At 67.5% G+C, this 20854-nt stretch carries 16 protein-coding genes; 6 read left to right on the top strand and 10 right to left on the bottom strand.

Going from position 1 to position 20854, the window contains the following annotated elements:
• Window positions 1-127: 127 nt before the first annotated feature.
• From ABZW16_RS36330 to ABZW16_RS36320, 3 genes are all read right to left on the bottom strand, one after another.
• Window positions 128-637 carry a DUF2771 domain-containing protein gene (locus ABZW16_RS36330; RefSeq protein WP_354960663.1) on the bottom strand — a complete coding sequence of 170 codons (510 nt, stop codon included), beginning with the start codon at window positions 635-637 and terminating at the stop codon, window positions 128-130.
• Entirely contained in the window at window positions 634-2406 is a 1773-nt protein-coding gene (locus tag ABZW16_RS36325; RefSeq protein ID WP_354960662.1) for an MFS transporter, read from the bottom strand. The genes ABZW16_RS36330 and ABZW16_RS36325 overlap by 4 nt, the downstream gene beginning before the upstream one ends.
• 130 nt (window positions 2407-2536) lie before the next feature.
• A complete protein-coding gene (locus ABZW16_RS36320) occupies window positions 2537-3310 on the bottom strand; it encodes a glutaminyl-peptide cyclotransferase (RefSeq protein ID WP_354960661.1) in 774 nt (257 codons plus the stop codon).
• Window positions 3311-3327: 17 nt separating this feature from the next.
• On the opposite strand from ABZW16_RS36320, the gene ABZW16_RS36315 reads away from it, so the two are divergent.
• Window positions 3328-5988 (top strand): DUF3027 domain-containing protein, encoded by a 2661-nt coding sequence (locus tag ABZW16_RS36315; RefSeq protein ID WP_354960660.1) that lies wholly within the window; start codon window positions 3328-3330, stop codon window positions 5986-5988.
• Window positions 5985-9350, top strand: coding sequence for a hypothetical protein (locus ABZW16_RS36310; protein ID WP_354960659.1), 3366 nt, complete (start codon window positions 5985-5987; stop codon window positions 9348-9350). The genes ABZW16_RS36315 and ABZW16_RS36310 overlap by 4 nt, the downstream gene beginning before the upstream one ends.
• Window positions 9351-9385: 35 nt before the next feature.
• Here the strand turns inward: ABZW16_RS36310 and ABZW16_RS36305 are convergent, their stop codons facing one another.
• A complete protein-coding gene (locus ABZW16_RS36305; RefSeq protein WP_354960658.1) occupies window positions 9386-10000 on the bottom strand; it encodes a TetR/AcrR family transcriptional regulator in 615 nt (204 codons plus the stop codon).
• A 127-nt stretch (window positions 10001-10127) separates the two neighbouring features.
• On the opposite strand from ABZW16_RS36305, the gene ABZW16_RS36300 reads away from it, so the two are divergent.
• Window positions 10128-12185, top strand: coding sequence for a neutral/alkaline ceramidase (locus ABZW16_RS36300; protein WP_354960657.1), 2058 nt, complete (start codon window positions 10128-10130; stop codon window positions 12183-12185).
• Window positions 12186-12203: 18 nt separating this feature from the next.
• Here the strand turns inward: ABZW16_RS36300 and ABZW16_RS36295 are convergent, their stop codons facing one another.
• Window positions 12204-12440, bottom strand: a complete 237-nt coding sequence (locus tag ABZW16_RS36295) for a DUF2530 domain-containing protein (RefSeq protein WP_354960656.1) — start codon at window positions 12438-12440, stop codon at window positions 12204-12206.
• A gap of 63 nt (window positions 12441-12503) precedes the next feature.
• Between ABZW16_RS36295 and ABZW16_RS36290 the strand changes: the two genes are divergently transcribed.
• Window positions 12504-12941 carry a MarR family transcriptional regulator gene (locus tag ABZW16_RS36290; protein WP_354960655.1) on the top strand — a complete coding sequence of 146 codons (438 nt, stop codon included), beginning with the start codon at window positions 12504-12506 and terminating at the stop codon, window positions 12939-12941.
• A 30-nt stretch (window positions 12942-12971) separates the two neighbouring features.
• Here ABZW16_RS36290 and ABZW16_RS36285 read toward each other — a convergent pair whose 3' ends face one another.
• The gene (locus ABZW16_RS36285; protein WP_354960654.1) at window positions 12972-13400 is read right to left on the bottom strand and encodes a YccF domain-containing protein; all 429 of its coding nucleotides are present in this window, start codon (window positions 13398-13400) and stop codon (window positions 12972-12974) included.
• A gap of 591 nt (window positions 13401-13991) precedes the next feature.
• Window positions 13992-15197 carry a GNAT family N-acetyltransferase gene (locus ABZW16_RS36280; RefSeq protein ID WP_354960653.1) on the bottom strand — a complete coding sequence of 402 codons (1206 nt, stop codon included), beginning with the start codon at window positions 15195-15197 and terminating at the stop codon, window positions 13992-13994.
• Window positions 15198-15641: 444 nt separating this feature from the next.
• On the opposite strand from ABZW16_RS36280, the gene ABZW16_RS36275 reads away from it, so the two are divergent.
• On the top strand, window positions 15642-16445 hold the full coding sequence (locus ABZW16_RS36275; protein WP_354960652.1) for an RNA methyltransferase: 804 nt from the start codon (window positions 15642-15644) through the stop codon (window positions 16443-16445).
• 250 nt (window positions 16446-16695) lie between these two features.
• Window positions 16696-17007 carry a DUF2537 domain-containing protein gene (locus tag ABZW16_RS36270; protein ID WP_354960651.1) on the top strand — a complete coding sequence of 104 codons (312 nt, stop codon included), beginning with the start codon at window positions 16696-16698 and terminating at the stop codon, window positions 17005-17007.
• A gap of 3 nt (window positions 17008-17010) precedes the next feature.
• Here the strand turns inward: ABZW16_RS36270 and ABZW16_RS36265 are convergent, their stop codons facing one another.
• From ABZW16_RS36265 to serC, 3 genes are all read right to left on the bottom strand, one after another.
• Window positions 17011-17757, bottom strand: coding sequence for a hypothetical protein (locus ABZW16_RS36265; RefSeq protein ID WP_354960650.1), 747 nt, complete (start codon window positions 17755-17757; stop codon window positions 17011-17013).
• A gap of 357 nt (window positions 17758-18114) precedes the next feature.
• Window positions 18115-19251 carry a septation protein SepH gene (sepH, locus tag ABZW16_RS36260; protein ID WP_354960649.1) on the bottom strand — a complete coding sequence of 379 codons (1137 nt, stop codon included), beginning with the start codon at window positions 19249-19251 and terminating at the stop codon, window positions 18115-18117.
• Window positions 19252-19451: 200 nt separating this feature from the next.
• Window positions 19452-20576, bottom strand: coding sequence for a phosphoserine transaminase (serC, locus tag ABZW16_RS36255; protein ID WP_354960648.1), 1125 nt, complete (start codon window positions 20574-20576; stop codon window positions 19452-19454).
• Between the last annotated feature and the right edge of the window lie 278 nt (window positions 20577-20854).

The following is a 20854-nucleotide window of genomic DNA, read 5'->3' as shown; positions in this document are numbered from 1 at the left end:
CTTTCGAGCGACCTGCAAGCAGTCGCTGCCGACCCTTTCGAGCGACCTGCAAGCAGTCGCTGCCGACCCTTTCGAGCGACCTGCAAGCAGTCGCTGCCGACCCTTTCGAGCGACCTGCAAGCAGTCGCTACGGTGCCGTGCTGATCGACCAGGCCGCGTGCGGAACGTAGAACTCCCGGCCGGTCTCATCGCGCGCGAGGATCGGCAGCTGCAATTCGACACCGACGAGCCGAAGTTCGGGCTCCGGCTTCGAGTCGATGGTGACGGCGAGCGCGCCCTCGGGAAAGTCGTTGCGGCTCACCACCCGATCCACCTTTTCACCGGTGGGCAGGGTGTAGACCAGCTGAGCCAGCCAGGGCGCATCGGCGATCTTCTTCGGCAGCGACAGCTGCAGCGGATATCCGGCGGGGACATCGAGCACGGTGGTCTCGCCGTACTTGCATTCCTCCAGCTTCACCGTGCAGTACAGGAACGGCTCGACCGTGACGGTCCTGCCGTGGGCATATGCGGTGACGGTCGGATCGGGGTGCTCGGCTCTGCGGACGAGCACCGTCAGCACGCCGACGAAGGCGACAGTGAACACCAATAGGGCCGCCACGGCCAGCGCGACGACGGTGCGGGTACTTGGCTTGTTCACCAGATCGGATCTCCTGTGCCTCGTTGCATGTGCTTAGTGTCGCCACCGCGTTCTCTGCCGCGTTGGGCGGCTCGGTCGGCGTCGGCGTGTCGGGGCGTCGCGACTTCCTGCTCCGCGTGTTCGGGGCGGTGGCCGCCGAGACCGGGCAGCAGGGAGTGGCCGCGGTCGCTTATGAAGGTCTGTAGCAGGCCGAACAGCAGGAGCGCGGAGATGAACGCGAAACCCTGCCAGTAGGTGGTCGGCAGCAGCACGCCTGCCGCACCGCCGATGACCCAGCTGAGCTGCAATACGGTTTCGGAACGGCCGAAGCCGGAGGCGATCGATTCGGGCGGCAGATCGTCCTGGATGGAGGCATCCAGCGATACCTTCGCCAGCGCGCTCGCCGCCGCCGCGACCAGGGTCGCCAATGCGGCGCCGAGCAGATTGTTCAGGAAAACCGCGAGCAGGGCCACCGCGCAGCAGGCCGCGGTGCAGCCGAGCACGACCAGTGACGGTTTACCCAGTTTGATCCGGGCGCCGGTGGCGTTGCCGACGAAATTGCCGACGGCCGCGGCGACGCCGACCACGCCGAGCATGGCCGCCTGCTGCCAGCCGCCGTGTTCGGTGGACTTGGCGACGAAGGCCACATAGAACGTGAGGAAGCCGGTCAGTATGCGGATGGCGCTATTGCCCCACAGTCCGGTGACGACCGCGCGGCCGAGTGGCTGCCTGCGCTTGCGCGGCGGAACCGTGGCTTCGGTCGTCGGATCGAGCACTTCGGTATTGGCGTGATAGCTCAGGGTCGCTGGGACCTCGCCCTCGGTGACCTCGACCCAGCGCGGGATGCGCAGGCTCAGCCAGGTGCCGGCGATCGCGATCGCGGTGGCGAAGACCAGTGCGCCATTGGAACCCGCGATGGCGGCGGCCAGTGCGGCAACCGCGCCCGCGCCGATGGTGCCGCCGACCAGACCGAAGACGGTGAGCCGAGAATTGGTGCGCACCAAGTCGATTTCGGGTGGCAGCACGCGGGGCGTCACCGCGCTCTTGAGCACCGAGAACGATTTACTGCCGATCATCATGCACAGGGCGAGCGGGTACAGCGCCCAGCTGTCGAAGGCCATGATCAGCACCACCGCGACCACCGCGCGCAGGCCGAAGGAGGTGGCCAGCGCGAGTCTGCGGCCGCGCTGCAGGCGGTCGAGCATCGGGCCGATGAGTGGGGCGATCACCGCGAACGGGGCGATGGTGATCAACAGGTACAGCGCGACCTTCGTCTTGCTCTCCGCGGTGGCGCTGGCGAAGAACAGCGTATTGGCCAGGGCCACCGCGATCGCGGCGTCGAGCGCGAAATTCGCCATGGTGGCGTAGGTGAGTGCGGTGAGGCCGGATTTATCGGCACCGTCGGCCTTGGCGGCGCGCTGGAAGGTGGCGACGCCGCGGGAGGTGAGTTCGCGGCCGCGCATCGCGGCGACGCGGGTGACGGTCAGCTTGCGTGGGGTGCGCTGGGGCTCGGCATTGCCGGATGCGGTTTCGGGCTCCGGTTGCGGGGCCGATGCTTTCGCGGATCCGCCGGGTAGTGGCTTGGTGGCGGGTGGTTCGTTGCGCCGCGGTTCGTTGCGTTGGGGTTCGCGGCCTTGTGGCTCCGGTGGCAGCGGCGGTAGTGGAGACCGACGGGGCGGCGTATGGGGTGGCGGGTAGCGGTCGTAGCCGGGGTGACGCTGGATCGGTGGGGACTCCTCGCCATCCCACGGACCACGGTCGGAACCGGAGGGATCGCGGGGAGTAGTCACGTCCCCAATTCTGTCGTACATCGGCGACTTGGGTTCAATTGCGGCCTCAAGCCGTCCGGAAAGGTGACCTGGCTCGCTCATGCCTGCGCCTCGCTGACGCTCGGCTCCGGCACGAGCGAGTGCAGCGAGCTCACTCCGGTACGAATCTGACCTCGAATATCGTCGGCCAGTATTTGCCGGTGATCAGGAAATGGTCGGTACCGGGGAGTTGGGCGATGCCGTTGAGCACATCGGTGCCCGCCCGGACGGTGGCCGGGAGCAGGCCGCCGGCATCGATGACGGCGAGGACCTCACCAGTTTCCGGATCGATGCGCAGGATCTCGTCGGTGGGGTAGGAATTGGCGTAGATCGAACCGTCGGCGGCACAATCGAGTTCGTTCAGGTGCACGTTGTTGTGGGTCGTGAGTGTGACGGTGCCGGTGGGGGCGAAGGTGAGCGGGTCGCGGAAGGTGAGGGTGTCGGACCCGTTGCTCATCACCAGCCTGCCCGCGCGGGTGCACAGACCCCAGCCCTCACCCTCGTAGGACGCTCGGGATCGTTCGGCCAAGGTCACCGGATCGCGGGCGATCGCCACCTGGTCCTGCCAGGTGAGCTGCCACAAGGTGGCACCCGCCTTGGTGACCCCTTCGCCGAAGTGGGGTGCGGGCAGTTCGACGCTGGTCAGTTCGTTGCCGGTGGTCAGATCGGTGGCGCGCACGCGCGACGCGCCCGGCATGCCGGTGCTCTCGTAGAGCACGGTGCCGTCGACCTCCAGCCCCTCGGTAAACGCCCTCGGATCGTGCGGGCGGGTGCCGACCACCTCGATGCGTAGTCGCGGCGGATCGTCGCCGGACCCGCGGCACCCGGTTAATCCGAGCAGGCTGATCAGGACAACGACGGCCAACGAACGCCGATTGCGCTCCATACGGCAAAATGTAGGCCGTGAGCGCAGTATCTGTTTCGCAGTCCGGCGTGCGGCCGATCCTTGCCGATGCCGTCGACGTGGCCCGCCGTGCGCTCTTGGAGCTGGAACCCACCGGCGTCGGCGCGCATCTCGGCGTCACCGCGGAGGACGAGACCGCCGCGACCCACCGATTCGAGGCCACCCTGTCCGGCTATCGCGGCTGGCAGTGGGCCGTCGTGGTGGCGGCCCCGCCCGACGCGACCTACGCGACGGTGAGCGAGTCGGCGCTGCTGCCCGGCCCGGACGCGCTGGTCGCACCCGACTTCATTCCGTGGGAGCAGCGGATCCGGCCCGGCGATCTGGCGCCCGGTGATCTGCTCGCCCCGCCCGTCGACGATCCGCGCCTGGTGCCCGGCTACGTCGCCAGCGGCGACCCGGCCGTCGACGAGGTCGCCATGGAGATCGGCCTCGGCCGCACCAAGGTGCTCAGCCGCGAGGGCCGCGAAGCGGCCGCCGAACGCTGGTACGCCGAATTCGGCCCCGAAACCGATATGGCCAAGGCCGCCCCATCCACCTGCGGCCGCTGTGGCTTCTACCTCCCGCTGGCGGGTTCGTTGCGCGCCGCCTTCGGCGTCTGCGGCAATGCCATGGGCGCGGACGGCCGAGTGGTCCACGTCGAATACGGCTGCGGCGCCCACTCCGACGTAGAAGTCCCGACCGGCGGCGGATCTCCGCTGTACGAGGCCTACGACGACGACGCCTTCGATGTCGTCCCGGCGGAGGCGCTGCGCAAGCCGGACAGTGGTGCGGGTTCGGCTGATGCGTCGGCGCTCGCCACCGGTCCTGCCGTTGCGGCCGAGGACGCGGAGACCGCAGCGAGCGACACTGTGGCCGATTCGGCTGCGACTGTCGAGCAGAGCGTCGAGGTGCCGAATGGAGAAGGCGTCGTCGCGCCGAGCGAGTCCACTACCGAGACTGCCACGGACCTGACCGAATCGACTTCGGTCGAGCCCGGCACTGTGCCTGGTTCGGGTGATGTTGTCGCCGAGTCGGTCGTCGCGGGCGAGCGCGATGCCGATGCCCCGTCGGGTGATGTTGCGGAGTCGGTTGTTGCGGGCGAGTCCGGTGACGAGGTCGCGTCGGGTGATGCTGCGGCTCAGTCGCTCAACGTGCTCGACCGCGACGTCGAAGCCCCATCCGGCGATGTCGCGGCTGAGTCACGCAGTGCGCTCACCCCAGATGCCGACACCGCCGCGTCGGGCGAGGTTGCGGCCGAGTCGAATACGGCGGTTGAGCAGAGCTTCACGCAGCCGGATGACCAGCAGGTGGTCGAGGCCAGCGAGCCCATTGTCGAGGCTGCCTCGGATCAGACCCTGTCAACCACGATCGAGCCCGGTGTGCCCTCTGCATCGGCCGATGTTATTGCCGAGCCGAGGATCGGGGCCCAGCCCGGTGCCGACACCGCAACGAGCGAGGTTGCGGCCGACTCGAATACGGCAGTCGAGCATTCTGCACCGACCACAACCAGCCCCGAGGCTGTCACAGATCTGACCCCCGCTCCCGCAGCGGAGCCGATCGCTGTCGAGCCGGGTGACTGGTCTGCGTCGGGTGACGGTGTCGCAGTGGAGACTTCGGTCGAGCCGGATGATCAGGCGTCGGGTCCCGTGGTGGTCGAGGCCGCCTCGGTCGAACCGAGCACCACGGCGGCCGGTGATACGGCCGAGTCGGGTACGCCGGTCGAGTCCGGTGGCGCAGCTCTGCCAGGTGATGTTGTGGCGGGCACTTCGGCTGAGTCGAATGTCGTTGCGCCAGAGGCGGACACCATCTCTGGTGTTGCACCTCATGCGGGTGCCGGTGGTGCACCGGAGCCGAACACTGCGATCGCCCCGACTGCCTCGCGCAACGATGTTGTCGCCGAGCCGATTGCGGTGGTTGAGCCCGTCGTATCCGACGCGGGCAATGCGCCGATCGCCGACGCGGTATCCGGTCCGTCTGCGGTCGACGATTCTTCGACAACACCGACCGTCGGTGTCGAACCGAGTTCTCCCGCAGGTGGCGAGGTCGGGTCGAACGATGTGACCGCCGTGACTGTTGCCGCTGGCGAGTCCACGGCGACAATCGGCGCGGCAGGTGATGCTGCTCCTGAGCGCAGTGCCGAAGCGTTCGTGTCGGAGCCTGGCTCAGATGCTGGCGCGAGCGGTCAGGATGTGGTCGAGTCGGCCACCGATGCTGCGGTGTCGCAGCCGGATTCGGCTCTCGGCGATGCTGAGGCCGTTGTGTTGCAGCCGGATTCGGCCCGCGCTGCTGCAGATGACGGGATCGACGGTGCGGCTGTCATCAGTGATGCTACTGGCGAGGCTGCCCCCGACGCTGTGGCGACGGAGAGCGGTGTGGATGCCGCTGCTGTTGAACGCGGTGCCGAAGCAGTTGTATCGGAGCCGGGTGCGGGCGCGGTGTCGGCTGATCAGGATGTGGTCGAGTCGGGCACAGATGCTTCCGATTCGGGGACTGATGCTGCGGTGTCGCAGCCGGGATCGGATCTCGGCGATGCTGAGGGCGTTGCCTCGCAGTCGGAATCGGGTGCGGAGGCGGTTGACGGCGCTGCGGACGACGGTGTCGCTGATACGGCCGCGGGGGCTGAGGGTGGCGGCTCGGGGGATGCGGGGTGGCCGGGGTTCGGGTCAGCGCTGCAAGGGTGAGCGGCGGGGCGTTCGATCCGTTCGGTACGACGGGGCTGCGCGCGGGAGTGCTCGCGGCGTGGCGGGATTCGCCGACTCGGTTGCGGGAGGATGCCGCGACCGAGGCGGATCTCGTGCGGGCGGGTTATCGGGATCGGCTGCTGACGGAGCTGGCGCAGAATGCTGCGGATGCGGCGGCCAAGGCCGGGGTGCCTGGGCGGCTGGTTGTGCGTCTGGTCGGTGATGTCCTGCACATCTCGAATACCGGTGCGCCGCTCAATATTTCCGGTGTGCACGCGCTTACGGCGTTGCGTGCCTCCGGCAAGGCCGATCCCGCGACGAGCGTGGGCCGATTCGGCGTTGGGTTCACCGCGGTGCGCACGGTAAGCGATGAGATCGAGGTGCGATCGACCACCGGATCCCTCCACTTCTCCCGCGACCTCACCTGGAAGGCCCTGCGCGACAACGCGATCACCATCCCGGAGCCGGCCGACACCTTCACCCCACCCGTCCTGCGCCTGGCCTGGCCGATCGAAGCCGCCCCAGCGCAGGGCACGGATACCGAGATCGTGCTCACCCTGCGCCCGGATGTCGATCCGCAAAACCTCCTTGCCGCCATGCGCGCCGAAGCCGCCGACCTCCTGTTGGAACTCCCCGCCCTGCAGCACATCCGAATCGGCGATGACGAACTGACCAGCACCGTCACCGATCTGCACAATCCGCACCAGCCCGAGCGCAGCGCCCCCGGCAGTCATCCGACGGCCGGGATCCGGGCGGTGCGCATCGACGGGCCCGGAGCGGAACGGCGGACTTGGTGGGAGTTCCGTACGGCCAGAGCGCGCTGGCTGCTGCCGGTGCGCGCTGGCAGGCCGGTGCCCGCCGCGCCCGATGTGTTGCGCGCACCCACCCGATCCGACGAGGAGCTGTCGCTACCGGCCCTCCTGATCGCCGATATCCCCATGCAGCCGGACCGCCGACGGCTGCTGCCCGGTGGCCACATCGCCGAATTGGCCGAGGGCTATGCCGATTTCGCCCGCGCACTCCCGCCCCGCGATCGCCTCGTCCTGGTCCCCGTCCCGGGATTCGCCCGCGGCGAGGTCGATGGCCTGCTGCGCGAGGCCCTGGTCCGCGAACTCCAGACCCACTCCTGGCTCCCTGTCGTAACCGCCCGCCCGACCTCCGCCGACGGGCCCCTCTCGGGCTCCGATGCGGCGGAATCGGAGAGCTGGGCATTTCCGGACGACTCACCCCCTGACGCCGTCGCCGGTCCACTCACCTCATTGCCCACGGACCTCACACCGGCGCAGGGCATTACGTCTCATGAGCGCACTGCGATCGGCGTCGGTGAGGACACCGGTCCGCTCGATGTTGAGTCCGAGGACTCGGCTGCGGCCACTCCGGGTGTCGCGGAATCGCCTGATGGCCCGGGAATGACTGCGGTGCCGATGCACGCGGGCGTCACGGAGCCTGGTGAGCCCATTGCGATCGGTGGGATCGGCGTCGGTGAGGACACCGGTCCGCTCGACGTTGAGTCCGAGGACTCGGCTGCGGCCACTCCGGGCGTCGCGGAATCGCCTGATGGCCCGGGAATGACTGCGGTGCCGACGCGTGCGGGCGTCACGGAGCCTGGTGAGCCCATTGCGGTCGACGGGAGCAGAGTCGGCAAGATCGCCGCTCCGCTCGATGCCGAGTTCGAGGTGCCGGCGGCGGGTACGCCCGCAATCGCGTCTCCAGCAACGACCACGGTCCCGACGCGCGCGAGCGTATTCACAGGTCTGAGTGGGGAATTGGCCGAATTGCTCGACGATGTGGTCGGGCCGTTGGTGATTCCCGAACTGTCGGGGCGGGCGCATACCGAGGCGCTGGGTGTGCTCGACGTGCACCGGATCGGATTGGCTCGGCTGGCGGAGCTTTCGGGCGGCCTGGAGCGGTCGCCGACGTGGTGGCATTCGTTGTATGCGGCATTGGAGCCGTATGTTGTCGATCCATTGGCGGCCGAGGAACTGGGTGCGCTCGCGGTGCCGCTGGCCGACGGTCGGCTGGTAACCGGTCCGCGCACAGTCGTTTTGGACGATCAACTCGAGGTCGCGATACCGGTGCACTGGGCCCGGCTGGTGCATCCGGAGGCGGTCCATCCGCTGCTCGCGCGGCTCGGCGCACGTTCGGCCACCGCCGAGGATCTGTTGACCGATCCCGGGTTGCGCGCCGAGTTGGAAGATCAGCCGGACGATCCGGACACCGTCGATGCGGTACTGCGGTTGGCCGCGCACGCCGATCCATCGGCGCTCCCGTCCTGGCTCGGCCTGCTCGAATTACCGGACAGCACCGGGGAATTGCTGCCCGCCGACGAATTGCTGCTCCCCGATGCCCCATTGCGCGCACTGCTGGTGGCCGACTCGCCGTTCGGCACCGTCGCGGCGGACCTGGTGGACCGCTACGGCGCCGATGCGCTGCGAGCGGTCGGCGTCGGATGGGATTTCAGCATTGTCGTCGAATCCGATCCCACCGGTCCGGATCATCACCTGGACGACGAGGAGCGCTGGTGGACGGGCCTGCCCGAGGACCCGCCGGAGCTGGCCGCCGTCCGTGACCTGGACCTGGTCGCCGAGTCGTGCTGGCCAGCGGCATTGCGGCAGTTGGCAGCCGTCCCGCGCACCCACCGGCTGCTCACCGATCCCGATGGCTATACGGCGTGGTGGCTGCGCAGCCATGCACGCATAGCCGGCATCCCGCTCGGGCTGCTTCGCCATCCCGCGGATACCGAATTCGCCGACCTGCTGCCCGCGTTCGAACTTTCCGGCCTGGATTCCGCTGTCATGCGCGCGGTCCTGGCGAATCCGAATGCCATCACCCACGAACTGGCTGCCGCCCTCCTCGACGCCCTCGCCGATCCGACGAAAACCCCAACGCCCGAGGTGGTTTCCCGAACCCACGCCCGCCTGGCCGCCGCCGTGGCCGCGGACCAATTGGACCTGACCGAGCTCGAGCTGCCCGACCGGGTACGCGCCCTGTCCTCGGCGGTTGTGCACCCCGACGATGTCTGGGTACTCGACCAGCCCTGGTTCGGCCTCGCCCTATCCCCGGACCGCCTGGTAGCGGGCGATATCGCCACCGCGCCCGCCCTCGCGACCCTGCTCGACCTGCCCCTGGTCTCCGAGTCGATCACCGCCGAGGTGGCCAGCACGGGCCGCCGCACCACATGGTCCGCCGAACCACTGGGAATCGTGCTGCGCCAACTGTTCACGCTGCCCGAAGAAGGTGAGCTGGTGCTCCACGGCGAGCTACGGATCCGCCTGCACGGCGCATTGGAAGCCACGATCGCCGTCCCGTGGTGGCGCGACGGAACCACCACCCACGTGCAAACCCCACACCCCTCGGCCTGAGCGCAGCCGATAACCCATCCCAGGAGAGTGTCGACCTACTCCGCGTAGCTGGTGACCATCTCGCTGAGCAGATCCAGCTGCCCGCGCACCTTTTCGCTGTCGTTGTCGACCAGCCAGCGCAGCACGACCCCATCGATCACGTTCAGGGTGAAGCGACTCAGCGTCTGCACCGGTACCGACCAACGGCAACCGGTCGCATCGCGCGCGTGGTCGAGGATGTCGGCCACGGTGGTGTCGTTGAATGCGTACTGTTCGCGTGCGATAGCGAGTTTCGCCGGGGTCGATTCCCCTTCGCGTAGCGCATATGTAGTGGTTTCGTAGGTGAGTAGTTGTCGTTCCGGTGTGGCTTCAATGTTGAGCCACATCAGTTCGAGTCCGGCACGCACCAATTTTTGAAGCGCTTCTTTTCCACTTCCGACGTCTTGCCAAACTGTTTCATTGGCGTCGACGGAATCGCGTAATTCCATCGATAACGCTTTGACCAGCTCGGTCATCAGCGCGTCCTTGTTTTCGAAACAGTAATGCACCACACCGAGCGAAACACCGGCTGCCTGAGCGACATCGCGCGTGGTCACGCCCGCGACGCCCTTTTTCTCGGCAAGGCCGATGGCTGCCTCGATAAGGTGGGCCCGTCGTTCTTCGACGCTCAATCGGGAGGACACCTCAGCGAGTTAAGTCTCCAACTTCGCCGCAGTCAATTCGCAGGGCCGAAAATCTCGACTGGACGAGCGTCCAGTTGTGTGGTTCGCTTCATCATGGGATCGAAGGGAGACACGAATGCCGGTGTCACGCAGAACCGTGCTGGCCCGAACCGCGGCGGGTTCGGCCGCACTTGCGACAGTGGTAACCGTGCCAGGAATGACGGCGGCACTCGGCGCGCAGGCCGCGGCGGCCCCCGGTGCGAGTGGCTATCGCATCGGACTCGGCCTCTCCGACATCACCGGTCCCGCCGCCGAATGCGGAATGATGGGCTATTCGCAGTTCGAACAGCAAACCGCGGGCATTCATCTGCGCCCGCGCGCCCGCGCATTCATCATCGATAGCGGTGCGCGCCGGATCGTGTTCGCGGTCGCGGAGAACGGCATGATTTTCCAGTCCGTGCACCGCGGTGTCATGCTCGAACTCGCACGCCGCTTCGGTGATCTCTACACCGAACAGAACGTCCTGCTCACCTCGACGCATTCGCATGCGACCTGCGGCGGCTCCAGCAACGACTACGCGTACAACCTGTCCATCCTCGGATTTCAGCAGCAGGTCTACGACGCCGAGGTGAACGGCATTGTGGAGGCGATCGCCGCAGCACATGCCGACCTCGGACCGGGCACGCTCGCGCTCGGCCGCGCCGAACTGCACGATGCCAGCGTCAATCGATCGCGAGTGGCCTTCGAACGCAATCCGGATGCGGATAGACAGCACTTCCCGAATGCCATCGACCCAGCGGTGACGGCGCTGTCATTCGTCAAGGGCGGCAAACAGGTCGGCGCCATCACCTGGTTCGCCACCCACAACACCTCCATGACCAATCAGAACCGGCTGATCAGCGCGGATAACAAGGGTTACGCCTCGTTCTCCTATGAGCACACCGAGCACGGCGTCCGATATCTGGACGGCTCAGCCGATTTCGTGGCGGCCTTCGCGCAGACCAATGCGGGGGACATGTCCCCGAACCTGAATCTGCGACCCGGCTCCGGCCCGACCGAGGACGAGTTCGACAACACCCGCATCATCGGCGAGCGACAGTATCTGGCCTCGAAAACCGCACTGGCGGGCGCACAGTCGATCAGCGGTCCGGTCGACTCGATGCTCTGCTATATCGACCTGGCCGATACCGCCGTCGACGGCAGGTTCACCCCGGACGGTCAGCCGCGCCATACCGCACCCGCCGCCGCGGGCGTCTCGCTCATCGCGGGCAGCGTCGAGGACGGTCCCGGTCTGCCCGGCCTCCCGATCCCGGAGGGCGTGCGCAACCCGTTCATCGATGCCCTCGGCGATCCGCGCCAGCCCGCACCGTCCTGGCTCGCGGATGCCCAGGCGCCCAAGGCGATCGTGGCGCCGCTGGGGTTGCTGCCGCCGGTGCCGTGGGTGCCGAATGTGGTGCCCATTCAGATCGTTCGGATCGGTGAGCTCTACTTGGCCTGCGGCGGTGCGGAATTCACCATTGTCTCCGGACTGCGCATCCGCCGCGCCGTGGCCGCCGCGCTCGGTGTTGGGCTGGAGCAGGTGCTGATGCAGGGGTACGCGAACGCGTACCACGAATATGTCACCACCCCGGAGGAGTACGACTCCCAGCAGTACGAGGGTGGCTCGACCCTGTTCGGCCGCTACACATTGCCCGCCTACCAGCAGGAGTTCACCCGGCTGGCAACGGCTTTCGCCGCCCGCCAGCAGGTTCCGCGCGGTCCCGCACCCCGCGATGTATCCAACCTGCAGCCGAACTTCCAGCCCGCGCCGGGCCCGGATGCCACACCCCCGGGCCGCGGTTTCGGTGATGTCCTGACCCAACCGGCCGCCGCTTACCCGCCCGGCACCCAGGTCGCCGCCGAATTCGTCTCCGCCCATCCGAAACACAACCCCCGCCGCAATGGCACCTTCCTGGAAGTGCAGCGCCGCAACGCATCCGGCGATTGGGAGCGGGTCGCCAACGAGGGCGAATGGGCGGTGCGCTTCTACTGGAGCAAACGCGGCACCGCCGAATCCGTTGCCCGCTTCACCTGGGACATCCCCGCCGACGCCAGCTCGGGCCGCTATCGCATGCGGCACTTCGCCGACAGCCTGGGCGCCGACGGCGTGCTGCGGCCCTTCACCGGCACCACCGATGAGTTCGACGTGGGCTGACGCGCAAAAACGCGCGGCTCATAGCCCGGTCTGCGCGCCCTTGTCTCCGCGCCGGGCACCGCGGCGCTGGATCGCGAAGATCGTGTAACCGAGCAACCCCACCGCAAGACCCATCAGACACACCGGACGCGCCGATTCCCAGCGGTCGCTGGTCCACACCACGATGGTGGCGATCAGCCAGAGGATGCTGCCGACCGCGAGGACCGGCCGTGGATCGGTGAAGCGCGGCGGTATCTGCGGGACATTCTGGGTCACAGTCCTAGCGTAGCTGCGGGAACAGGCGTCCACCGGCCAGCGTGTCCCGTATCGTTCTGCTCTGTGACAACGCCATCGGATGTTCGAGCTCTCGCTGGTGAGCTGTCGCTCGCGGTGGTGCGCTTGACGCGACATCTGCGAGGACGGCGCGCCGACGCGCAGATTTCGCTGACCCAGCTCTCCGCACTTGCCACCCTGCATCGGGACGGTGCGATGACGCCGGGCGCCCTGGCCGCCAAGGAACGCGTGCAGCCGCCGTCGATGACGCGCGTGATCGCCTCGCTGACCGATCTGGAACTGGTTGAGCGCAAACCGCACCCGACCGACGGCCGTCAGATCATCGTCTCGCTCTCGGATGCGGGCCGCGCCTTGATCGCCGATGAGACCAGCGCCCGCGAGGCCTGGATGACCGAACAGCTGTCCTCCTTGACCGACGATCAGCTGGTCGTGCTGACCCGCGCCGTCGGCATTATGAAACAGCTGGTCGACGACTCGGAGTAGGCCGAGTGTGACCTCGTCAGTGCGGGGTCATCAGCGAGGTACATACCCACCGCGGGCGTACTGCGCCCCGAACGGCTGATCGCTGGCGACGATCTCGCGCCCGAGCGGGAACAGCGAGACCGGGATGAGCTTGAGGTTTGCCCAGCCGAAGGGGATGCCGATGATCGAGATGAACAGCGGGATGCTGGTGAACAGGTGCCCGAGCGCCAGCCACCAACCGGCCACCAGGAACCAGATGATATTGCCGATCATCGACCCCACGCCTGCGGAAGGCTTTTCGACCGTGGTCCGTCCGAACGGCCACAGCACATAGGCCGCGATCCGGAACGACGCGATACCCCACGGGATGGTGATGATCAGGATGCAGCAGATGAGGCCCGCCAGGATGTAGCCGAGCGCCATCCAGAACCCGACGAATACGAGCCACAGGATATTGAGCACCAGCTGAATCGGCTTCATAGTTCCAGCATGCCAGCCCACCGCATATCCGGACATCACTCCGGAGTACGACGTGGGCTCGGGGACAACCCCGATTCGCAGCACCGGCCCAGCCCATCGGAACTGACCCGCCTCAGCGGGACTGGTCCGGCTCGGCGGGACCGGCTCGACTTGGCGGAACTGGTCCGGGTTGGCGGGACCGGCCCGGCTCGGCGGAACTGACCCCGGCTCAGCGGAACCGATCGCTCGGCGGAACCGATTCGGCTCGGCGGGACCGGCTCGGTGGAACTGGGCCGGCTCGGCGGAACCGATTCGGCTCGGCGGAACTGACCCCGGCTCAGCGGAACCGATCGCTCGGCGGAACCGATTCGGCTCGGCGGAACTGACCCCGGCTCAGCGGAACCGATCGCTCGGCGGAACCGATTCGGCTCGGCGGGACCGGCTCGGCGGAACCGATCCGGCTCGGCGGGACCGGCCTGGCTCGGCGGGACCGGCCTGGCTCGGCGGGACCGGCCTGGCTCGGCAGGACCGGCCTGGCTCAGCAGAACCGATCGCTCGGTGGAACCGATCCGGCTCAGCAGGACCGGCCCGGCTCAGAAGAACCAACCCAGCTCAGAAGAACCAACCCAGCACCGCGTCCCGCTCCGCGCCGAACGCCTCGTCGAGTGCGCGCAGCTGCGCGGCGTCCTTGGCCTGCAGCCGGTTGGCCCCCGCGAAGACCCGCGCCGGATACGCGCCGAGGTACATGCTGGCGAGCACGTCGATGCCGAGTTCGAAGTCGGGCGTCCGGTTGGTCGGCACACATTCGGCGACGCCGTCACGCACCGTGAGTTCGAAGCTGCCGCCCGCATTGCGGAACGGATCCTGCACCGCGAGTACGACATTCAGATCGCGCAGATACGAACGTGCCGTCAGCGCGGCGGGAACGTCCATGAGCCGCAACCACAATGCGTCATAGCGTGCCTGCGTGCGCACCAGTCGGAGATCGGTGAGCAGATGCGGGAGCGGATCGTTGTCGGTGAGCGCCGCCTCGATGTGGCTGCACAGTTCCAATCCGAATAGCGCCCGCCACAACGCGATATGCGCCTCTGGGGTGATCGCGCGCATCTCCTCGACGACCGCGGTCATGGTGCGTTCGCGACGGTTGTACCGGTACAGCACGTACCCGTCCGGGTGCAGGAATGCGAAAAGCTCACTGCTGCCATTGCGGAAGGCGGGCGAATCGGCGAGGTCTATTTTCCAGCGGGCCTCGGGACGCCGCTGCGCGCCGGGCACCAGGCGACGCCACCGGTCGTAGATCGCGCGTATCGGCTCGCCCGCGTCGGCCATGGTGCTGAGCACCACACCGCCCGGATCGGGGGCCGACGGTAGGAATTCGACGAACCGCCGATCGATCGAGACCGCGTTCTCCCGAATGGTCGGGCCGTATCCGAACCGGCCGTAGATGGCTCCCTGACTCGCGGTGAAAATGGTCAGCGCGAGCCCGGCCTCCTCGGTGCGCCGATGCTGCTCGGTATAAATGGCCCGCAGAATTCCGCGCCGCCGATGCATCGGCGCGACACCGACCCCGGCAATGCCGCAGACCTCGACCGTGCGCTCGCCGGGCACCGTCAGTGTCATCCGGGTGGACTTAGCATGTCCGACGATGCGACCGTCGTCGACGGCGACGATGGCCTCATCGGTCGGAAAGACCTGCGCCCGTAGCTGCGCGCGCTCCGGTTCACTACGCATGCCGAACGAAGTGTCGCCGAGCAACTGAATGGCCGCCACATCGTCGTCGGTGGCCGACCTAATGGTGATGCCGGGTATCAGCGTCATCCTTCGACCATCGCACGCCTGCCCACCCGCCCGCACTCGAATTACCGCGCCAGCAGAGGTGCACCTGAGTTCCCGCAGAGGTTCCGAATACCCCGCAGACCGACATGCCGCGCGACTCGCCGACGGCCGGATCTGAAGCTCTGCGGCATGGGGTGCCGAGCGGAACGCGCGGTCCCGACTGCGCCACGGGACGCCGAGGCGAACGCTGGTTTGTCGGCTTGCGGAGCACGGCTGCCACCCACTTCGGAGCCGTACGCAACAGCGAACATTGGGGATTGGTCGGGGGTCGGACGTCGGCATCGATGTCGGTGGTGTGGTGGCCGGAGGCTGTGTGGTGTGCAGGCTCGAGGTTCGGGTGCGGTGCTGAGTGGGGATCGGGGAGGTTCGGGATCGGTGATCGGCACCGGTGTCGGGCGGGGAGGTGGTGCCCGGCAGGATGTAGCGGTGGTCGAAGTGATCGATATCGGTGACTCCGCTGATCCGCGGGTCGATGACTTTCGCGACTTGAAGTCCGCGGATCGGCGGCCCGATCTGCCGGGACGCAAGGGGTTGGTGATCGCGGAGGGGGTGGTGGTCGTACGGCGGATGCTCGATTCGCGGTTTCGGCCGGACGCGCTGCTCGGAGTGGAGAAGCGGCGCGCCGAACTCGCGGCGGATCTGTCGGACATCGATGTGCCGTACTACCGGACGACCGCCGACGTGATGGCGGAGGTGGTCGGGTTCCATCTCAATCGCGGCGTACTCGCGGTGGCGGGCAGACCCGCCGAGTTGAGTGTGGACGACGTCATCGAGCGGGCCAGGACGGTGGCAGTGCTGGAGGGGGTGAACGATCACGAGAACCTCGGCTCGATGTTCCGGAATGCGGCGGGACTCGGCGTCGAGGCCATCCTGTTCGGAGACCGGTGCGCCGATCCGCTGTACCGGCGTGCGGTGCGGGTGTCGATGGGACATGTGCTGCGGGTGCCGTTCGCACAGCTGCCGCAGTGGCCGGGTGGGTTGGATATGTTGCGGAACAAGGGATTCCAGATCATCGCGCTCACCCCGAACCCGGTCGCCGTGAACCTGGCCACGGCAATGACGGGGGAGCGGGTGGCATTGCTGCTCGGTGCGGAGGGGCCGGGTTTGACCGAGGAGGCCATGCGAGCCACCGATATTCGGGCGCGCATTCCGATGTCGCCGGGCACCGATTCGCTCAATGTGGCGACCGCGGCCGCCATGGCGTTCTATGAACGGGTGAGGACGTCATGAGGGGGAGGCCGTGAGCGAGCGTCAGCGAGTGAACCATGAGCGCAGCGCGTCGTGGCGCACGACGGAGCCGAGCGCTGGCGAGGCGCAGTCGTGAGCGAGCGTCAGCGAGTGAACCATAAGCGCAGCGCGTCGTGGTGCGCGATGGAGCCGAGCGCTGGCGAGGCGCAGTCGTGAGCGAGCGTCAGCGAGTGAACCATGAGCACAGCGCGTCGTGGCGCACGACGGAGCCGAGCGCTAGCGAGGCGCAGTCGTGAGCTATTTCCCCAATGGCGCATATCGCCCCTACCAGCCCTACCAGGATCCGACCCCGTGGGCCGCCGGGCTCTCCGTCGCGACCATGGTGGCATTGCTGACGGCCGTCGCGGTGTACGCCTTCGGCTCGGCACTGGCACAGGTACATCCGATACTCGCGATCTTGGTCAACCTGGTCGCCGTCGGCGGCGCCGCGCCCACCGCCTGGCGCTGGCGTCAGGCGCCGGTGACCCGCTGGGTCATCGGCGGCGGCGCGGCCGGTGTTCTGCTCGGCTGGCTGGTCCTGATCATCGGCGGACTGTCGGGCTAGACCTCAACAGACGCGATCCTTGCCGCGCAGCCAGTTCAGTAGGCCGCGTCGGGGGCGCGTATGGCCGTTGTGCCGCTCGTCGGGTGGCATCAGGTCGGCTGTGGCGGGTGCCTGCCCCTTCGGATAGAGGGTGAAGCCGCAGACTGCGATATCACCCGGTATCAGCGCGCCGTCGGCAGCCGGGGCCCGGTAGTGGAAGCCGAGCCACTCATTATTGGCGGCGTCGGCGAAATCGGGTGGATCGAAGGGCAGGGTCTGCGGGTCCGGCAGTTCCCCGGCCTGCCAGCGCACCGGATGATCACCGGCCCAATACGTGCGCTCCCACACCAGTGGCAGGCCCTCGTCTTCCAGGATGTTCACCCGTGTCGAACTGAACGAGCGCCGGAATTCGCCACGCTCCCAATGCGCGAACGAACCCCAGCCATGGTGAGCGTCGAACGAGACGAGATAGGTGTGCTCCGAGGCGAGCGGGCGGACCAGCAACTCCGGCAGTGCCGTCGGATGCGCCCGTGCCGCCTGCGACGAGCAGACCACGGTGACCCCGGGATAGCAGCCGATGTACACCTCGTCGGCGTCCGGCCCCGCGCAACCGCCCAGCGTGCCGACCATGATGGGCAGGACGTCGCGGTCCTCGTGCAGCTGTTTCGCCAGTGCGAGCGCGGCTTCCGGATCCGGATCGTGGTTCGCGCGGAGTACCGCCAACGGATCCTGTGCGTCGACGTACCAGAGAGACGAAGCCTTGGACAGCATTTCCGGCACCTCCCGATGGTTGCACCAAACAGCTCCGCTAACTTCGAGCAACCCACGGCGTCCTCGCGTGACTTCCCACTACGGTGAGCCGCCCGACGTCGACAAACCAAGTCGACGACACACGAAAAATCTACCCGTTCTCCCGCTTCGGCGATGGACCTTCCGCCTCCGAACACGCCAGCGGGCATCAGAAATTCGCAGCAAACAGTTAGCTGACGATCAGGGCGAACAAGATCGAGCAGAGCAGATGGCGGGGTTCTCCAGAACGAGTTCCGCCATCTCGAGCGTTGTGTGAGGTGGACGCCGAATGTCGCTGTGCTGGACCCGCACCTGAAACCCGGTCCGGGGTAACTCGACTCAGTTTCCCGAGCTGCGGACCCCGAGCAGCACGTCTTCCCACGACGGCATGGGCGCCTTGCCCCGCTTGTTCCGCGCCGCCTTCGCTGGCGCGGCCTTGGTCTTCGGTGCTTCCTCCGCGGCAGGCTTCGCCGAGGCGGCAGGCTTGGCCGGAGCGGTGGGCGCGGGTGGGGCGGTGCTCGCACCGGCTGCCGGTGCTGCCGGCGCAGCACCGGCGGATGGAGCGGTGTTCGTCCCCGCGGCGGCAGCGGCGGAACCACCCGCGGCCGGAATGGCATTGGTGCTCGCGGCGGCCGGAATCGCGGCAGCCGCACCGCCAGCGCTGACCGGCGCGCTGCTGCCACCGGCCGCGACGGAGCGCTGCTCGTAGTACTCGTCCAGGGTCGGCTGACTGCGTGCCGACGTCCGTGCCGGTGCCGCCGCGGCCTCGCGCGCCGGACGCGCCTCGGCGGGGCGGGGCTCCACGGGCCGAGTCTCCACCGGCGGTTCGGGCGCGACGGGCGCCTCGATTTCGGCCTGCGGCGGGAGGATGGTCGCGAGCCCGCGCAGGGCACGGCCGAAGTCGGGATCGATCAGGTCCGAGGCCGGATCGTCGAGCGGGGAGACCGAGCCGCCGTGCGCGTCGGGCTGATAGCGCCAATGCGCGGCGATTTCGGAACGGCCGTTCTGCCACTGCAATTGGGCGACCCAGAAGCCCTTTTCGTCCTTCCAGGCATCCCATTCGGCGTTCTCGAGGGTATGCCCGCGTTCGGTGAAGGCGGCGGTGACGATATCGATAAGGGTTTCCACGGCCGGACCGTCGGCGCGCACCGGATGGGCCTTCTGCGCTAGTTCCGCGGCGCGGGCCCGTTCCAGCAGCACGGGATAGGCGAACCGTTCGACCCGGCTCAGCGGCATCCCGGATTCCTCGGTGACCTGTTCTACGGATGCCCCGGCGCGGATACGAGCTTGAATATCGCGGGGACGCATAGTTGCTTCCATCTCGATCTCAATCTGGCCGAATCGGGCAAGGTCTCCGCGTGCTGCGGCTCGAAGCTTGTCGTCGGCGGGCAGCCGGTACTTGTTGCCGGTCTCGGTGTCGATGCACACGATGTGCGTGGAGTCGGGCGTCACCCCGATCACTCGAAGTTCACGCACCGTTACCTCCTTATCGCGTCGGCTCGCGACACCGCCCACTTTCCGAAACAGTAGTGCACTACTGATGATCTCGAGGCGGGACACGCGGGGCGGAAATCTGCGAAAGACCTTCCGCGCCCCGCTAGTCTGCTCTGATCGATTCGCCGCACCCTAATGCGCGGCGTGTCGGAAAGTGGGCGTGTCGCAATTGCCGAGCTGACTTACCCCAGTTTCTCGACGACCCAGTCGATGCTACGCGTCAGCTGCGAGACATCCTCGGGGTCGATTGCCGGGAACATGCCCACGCGCAGCTGGTTGCGGCCGAGCTTGCGGTAGGGCTCGGTGTCCACGATTCCATTGGCGCGCAGCACCTTCGCCACCGCGGCCGCATCGACCGAATCGGCGAAGTCGATGGTGCCGACCACCTGCGAGCGATGTGCCGGATCCGCGACATACGGGGTGGCGTAGGGGCTCGACTCGGCCCAGGAGTAGAGCCGCGACGAGGAATCCAGCGTCCGCTTGACCGCCCAGTCCAGCCCGCCGTTGCCATTGAGCCATTCGATCTGGTCGGCGAAAAGCAGCAGAGTGCCGAGTGCCGGGGTGTTGTAGGTCTGGTCCTTGGTGCTGTTGTCGATCGCGATCGGCAGCGAAAGGAATTCGGGGGTCCAGCGACCCGAGGCCTTGATCTCCTCGACTCGAGCCAGTGCGGCCGGGCTCATCAGCGCGACCCACAGGCCGCCGTCGGAGGCGAAGCACTTCTGCGGGGCGAAGTAGTAGACATCGGCATCGGTGATGTTCACCGGCAGACCGCCCGCACCGGAGGTGGCGTCGATGGCGATCAGCGCGTTCTCCGAACCCGCCGGACGCTGCACCGGGATCGAGACGCCGGTGGAGGTTTCGTTGTGCGCCCAGCCGATCAGGTCGGCCGAGGGATCCGCAACCGGTTCGGGTGCACTGCCCGGCTCGGCGGAGACCACGATCGGATCGCCGATGAACGGGTTGCCCTTGGCCACCGCGGCGAACTTCGAGCTGAACTCACCGTTGGTCAGATGCAGCGAGCGCTCCCGGATCAGGCCGAATGCGGCGGCATCCCAGAACGCCGTGGTGCCGCCGTTACCGAGCACCACCTCGTAGCCGTCGGGCAGGGCGAAGAGTTCGCGCAGGCCCTTGCGCACGCGCGCGACCACGTCCTTGACCGGCTTCTGCCGGTGGCTGGTTCCGAATACCGAGGCGCCGACGGAGACCAGAGACTGCAACTGCTCCGGGCGCACCTTGGAGGGGCCACAGCCGAACCGTCCGTCGGCGGGCTTGAGATCGTCGGGAATGGTCGGGAACTCAGCGGTCATGGCCAACAGGGTAGTCGGTGGTATTGCTGTGACTCTGACCACACTCCAGCTAACGTTGACGTCCATGAACCTGGCGTCGGTTAGTACGGGGTGGGTACTGCGCAGTCGAGGGTCACGGAACTTCGGGCTACGCGCCGGTACGTTATCGGATGGGCAGCGGCGCGAGTTGCTGATGCACGGCGTCGCCGGGTCGGCGACGATTCTCGGTGTGCGGCCCCAGCGCAGCGAACCAGGACACGTTTTCTGGGTCCGCGTGCAGGTGGAAGGCGCGCTGCCGT

The sequence above is a fragment of the Nocardia sp. NPDC004604 genome, from assembly GCF_040609795.1.
GTDB lineage: Bacteria > Actinomycetota > Actinomycetes > Mycobacteriales > Mycobacteriaceae > Nocardia.
The sequence above is the reverse complement of the archived record's forward strand: the minus strand, read 5'-3'. Positions and strand labels throughout refer to the sequence as shown.